Genomic DNA, 2,644 nt, shown 5'->3' with positions numbered 1-2,644 from the left:
GGCATATGCTGGAAATGACGAGCTCCCAATGACATCCGCATTGCAGGACTGCTAATCCATATGCCGCACCCGATAAATATGAACGCATTCCAAGAACTCCGGGGCAATTTTGCCCAGAGGATGGTTCAGTTTGGGAGCGTGACACGTCAAGTCATGGTGGAGACCAATGGAAGCGTTGGCCAGATAAACGATCTTGGGAGAAAGGGAAGCGCCCCAACAGCATTTGGCCTGATGGACGGGTTCGGAAATGAAAGGAGCAGACATGACACTTAAATTTAATGACTTGCTGGTAAAAGCTTTCTTGGATTGGCCTCAGGAGATTGATTTAAATCCTCTCGTAAAGGGAGGGGATGAACGGTATTCAATTAAAGGCCTTGGTCAAATGTCTGATGCTATATCTAAAGGGTACATTGGCACCTCAGAAGAAGTCATGCTACGCAATCTGCACGATGCAATTTACGAAGTGTTGCATGGTGTAGCAGCTTACACGACGCGAATAAAAATATCTGAATTGCGACCTGAAGCTATCCGCATCAGGTTCGAAAGACGTCTACAGAATGCTCTCAAAATGCCAGAACTTGGTTACTTATCTGAAGATATCAAGCTTGTTAAGAGATATTTTTCTACGAATGAGAAATAGCACTTACACGATGCAATGCATTGTAATGACCCACTGAAAACCTGCTCAGTAGATAATCCTGAAAGGACATCAAATGAGCATGGTCATGGAAGAAGAATTCAAGCGTTGGACAGCCAAGCGCAAAGCCGCGCTGGTAACGGAAATCATCCAGGGCAAAACGACGGTGGCTGAGCCAGCCGGTCATTCGATATTCCGCCGCTGGCCGTGTCATTGGCGACTGATTGACTTCACCACAACCAGAGGCTGCATCAGCACCTTGGCATGAAGACGCCGGCTGGTTCATTCGCATTAGACGCATAAAGTGAGCAGATTTGGCCAGCTCATTACGCTGCTGCTTTCTGGCATATGCTGGAAATGACGAGTTCCCAATGACATCCGCATTGACAGGATTGCTAAAGAGGTTTGGATTATGATAGCCACTATAAACTGGAAAAGCGCGTCAACTGTCGCATTGCTGATTTTTGGCGCAGTCGTCTCGGGAAGTATTGGGGCATGCTCTTACAAGTCACACATTCGACATTCAGCCTTCCAGGCTGTGAAAATCGGGGATACCGAAGCCGTTGTAATTTCTCATTTTGGCACACCGCCCGCAGTGAGAGAAACTAGTGATGCACTGTTTTCTAGATATGCAAGTCGGCCATGTAGCGGAGAGTGCAAGGAGAGGCTCTGGTTCGAGAACCGACTGTCACTCGACACAGAAGCATGGTCGGTAGAACTGGATAAGAATAACCGTGTAATCAAGAAATCGCGCTGGAACTTACCTTAGAATAGAGAGTGCTTGGTGCATCGGGGTCGCGCCCGGAATCTTTATCCTTAGCGAACTTAGAAACTTGGCGCCACCTTGATCGGGCCTGCTTTTTCTTATCAAAGCCAAGGTTTTATTGCCAATGGCGTGGATACGAGATTACGAAATAGATTTCAAAAAATTAGTTTTTGAAATCAAATTTTTGTAATGGACTCATTAAGTTGAAGATAAAAATTATTAAAAAAATATTAGTCCACAATTCATACAGAACATTGAAAATATATGGCACGCATTTTTGTTGAATCTACCGACCGCACGATAATCGATCGTCACTCATCGAAATGGTAAAACTGTGCCAAATTTAATCGTTTTCTCCGATACAAAACTCAAGAACCGTCTTGATCGTCTTTCGTGCAGTAGGATTGTCGTTTTTTCTGCATGCTGTGCAGAGAAGCTTCTACCTGCGTATGCAAGATTCGCAGCTAAAGCGTCCTTGTCGTCGTCACAGGCGCTTCTGTACAGAAACGCGTTGGACTCTGTCTGGAACTGCGTCAGTAGCAAAAATTGGAACCACGCGACTCTTGTGGGGCTTGAACAGGAATGCCTCCACGCCATCCCTTCTCCTGAAATAGCCAGGGAATATCAAGAACCGTACGCTGAGGACGCTGGTGCGGCAGCAACTTTTGCTCTAAGAGCATTACTCACTTGCGATTCGATGAATGCGCTATGGGCCGCCAGGCGCGTCTATGAGGCGCTAGACAATTTTGTTATTTGTACAGTAGCTGGTGTGGAAAGCGACGAACATCTTATACTCGCCCACCCTTTAATCCAAGATGAGCTGAATTTTCAAGATGAGGACCTCACTCTTTTGGAGGCAGTGACTCAAGACGGCGAAACCAATCTTTTTACAGAATTGCGCAAGAAATCTGTGGCTCGATCAAAGTCTATCTTTTAACTGGCAAAAGCGAGAGCATAATCATTTTTGCGTGCCCGTACTCCGCCGCTACCATCAGTAGCATTATGCTCTTCTATTTTTTGATCTTCTAAGAGCCATCACCGCCAAGGCGACCGACGATCAAGGAACCTCTTCCACTTCCTCAACAGCAAACATCCGTGTCAACGGCACGGCGCAACCCGCCTATTACATCCACACCGATCAGTTGAATACCTCTCGGGCCGTCAGCAACCAGGCTGGCGCGGTGGTGTGGCAATGGGATAACACCGATCCATTCGGCGCCAATGTACCGAACCAGGATCCC

General features: G+C 46.8%; 2 protein-coding genes and 1 pseudogene. All 3 read left to right on the top strand.

Features of this window, described 5'->3' with window-relative positions:
• Positions 1 to 262: 262 nt before the first annotated feature.
• The 3 genes and pseudogenes from PMI40_RS23865 to PMI40_RS23255 all read left to right on the top strand — a co-directional run bounded on the left by PMI40_RS23865 (position 263) and on the right by PMI40_RS23255 (position 2,340).
• Complete coding sequence (locus PMI40_RS23865) at positions 263 to 640, top strand: hypothetical protein (RefSeq protein ID WP_157221517.1); 378 nt, start codon at positions 263 to 265, stop codon at positions 638 to 640.
• A gap of 73 nt (positions 641 to 713) precedes the next feature.
• Positions 714 to 838: pseudogene (locus PMI40_RS23265) on the top strand (DUF1153 domain-containing protein); the annotation flags it as partial.
• A gap of 899 nt (positions 839 to 1,737) precedes the next feature.
• Complete coding sequence (locus tag PMI40_RS23255) at positions 1,738 to 2,340, top strand: DUF416 family protein (RefSeq protein WP_157221516.1); 603 nt, start codon at positions 1,738 to 1,740, stop codon at positions 2,338 to 2,340.
• Positions 2,341 to 2,644: the final 304 nt, after the last annotated feature.

The organism is Herbaspirillum sp. YR522 (assembly GCF_000282575.1).
Classification (GTDB): Bacteria; Pseudomonadota; Gammaproteobacteria; order Burkholderiales; family Burkholderiaceae_D; genus Herbaspirillum.
Note: the sequence above shows the minus strand (reverse complement) of the source record. Positions and strands in the feature narration are given on the sequence as shown.